This is a genomic window from Italian clover phyllody phytoplasma str. MA1 (assembly GCF_000300695.1).
GTDB lineage: Bacteria > Bacillota_I > Bacilli_A > Acholeplasmatales > Acholeplasmataceae > Phytoplasma.
In genome coordinates this window covers 1-1,256 of the sequence record NZ_AKIM01000107.1, presented here as the reverse complement: position 1 = coordinate 1,256, position 1,256 = coordinate 1, and the positions used below count along the sequence as shown (strand labels likewise).

Sequence of the window (1,256 nt, the reverse complement as noted above, 5' to 3'; positions counted from 1 at the left end):
TTTTTTTAGCTCATAAGGGTTATATTTCTATTACTAAATAAAAAGAAATTTATGTTTGAGTATACAGTTCAAGATTTAAGAGAATTTGGGTTTACAGTTAGTGATTTTATTACTTCTGGTTATACAGTTCAAGAATTGATAAATATTGGATATACAGATAAAGAATTAAGAAATTTTAATTTATATTTGAAATAAAAAGGAGAAAAAACAATGACTTTAAGACAGTTATTAACACTTATTGCTTTAAGTGGAATATGTGTGTTTATCTTGTATAAATTTGGTTTTATCGTGCCTGATAGTACTAAAATAACATGGTTGAAATAAGCAATATTTTTAAATATTGCTTATTTTCATAAAGGATTTTATAATGAGAAATAATAATAATTTATTAGATAATTTTATTTGTTTATTGATGGGTTCTATTGTTGGTATTTTTATATATGTTAATTTTTTTCTTGTAAGAAAAATTCCAATTGAGGAAAATAATAATTTAGTTTTGTTCAACAAGAAGAATTAATATTAGAAGTAAAAAACAGTCTTCTTGATTATAACGATAATAATTATTTATATAAAAAAGATATTGTAAAAATAATTAATAAAATTATGGAAAGGTTAAAAGAAGAAAAATGATTAATAAAGTAATTTTAGTAGGTAGAATTACCAAAAATCCAGAATTACATTTCGTTAATGGCAATATTCCTTTAGTACGTTTTGTTTTAGCTGTAAATAGGAATTTTACTAATGATAAAGGTGATAAAGAAGCAGATTTTATTTCTTGTGCTGTTTGGAATAAACAAGCAGAGAATTTAGTTAAATATGTTGTTAAAGGTTCTTTAATTGGCGTTGAAGGTCGAATTAAAGTTAATGTTATTGATAAAGATAAAAAAGAAAAAAAATTTATTACACAAGTAGAATGTCAATCTATTCAATATTTAGATTTTAAAAAAGAAAAATAAGGAGAAAAATAATTAAAGGTTATGCAACAAATAATGATTAATATTTTTACATATATAATTTTTTCATTAGGATTTGGTTTTGTTTATTTTATTGTTAGTTTTTCGGTCATAAATTCAATTAAAAAATATAAAAAAGATGGTCATACAGCTAGACGATTAATATATGATGGATATAAAATTAGAGATTTAAAAAAAGCTGGATTTACAGCTAAAGATTTTAAAGATTCTGGTTTTTTATCTTATGAATTAGAAGCTGCCAGATTTACAGCTAAGGGGAATTATTAGATGCTGGGTATACAG

3 protein-coding genes are annotated in these 1,256 nt (G+C 22.3%); all 3 read left to right on the top strand.

All coding sequences use genetic code 11. From position 1 onward, the window contains the following. The first annotated feature begins 51 nt into the window (after positions 1-51). The 3 genes from RI01_RS03780 (at position 52) to RI01_RS02730 (ending at position 1,241) form a co-directional block, all read left to right on the top strand. Positions 52-195 carry a hypothetical protein gene (locus tag RI01_RS03780; RefSeq protein ID WP_017193145.1) on the top strand — a complete coding sequence of 48 codons (144 nt, stop codon included), beginning with the start codon at positions 52-54 and terminating at the stop codon, positions 193-195. A gap of 431 nt (positions 196-626) precedes the next feature. Then, a complete protein-coding gene (locus tag RI01_RS02735) occupies positions 627-956 on the top strand; it encodes a single-stranded DNA-binding protein (protein ID WP_017193143.1) in 330 nt (109 codons plus the stop codon). 33 nt (positions 957-989) lie between these two features. Continuing rightward, complete coding sequence (locus RI01_RS02730; protein ID WP_152411631.1) at positions 990-1,241, top strand: hypothetical protein; 252 nt, start codon at positions 990-992, stop codon at positions 1,239-1,241. The last annotated feature ends 15 nt before the right edge of the window (positions 1,242-1,256 follow it).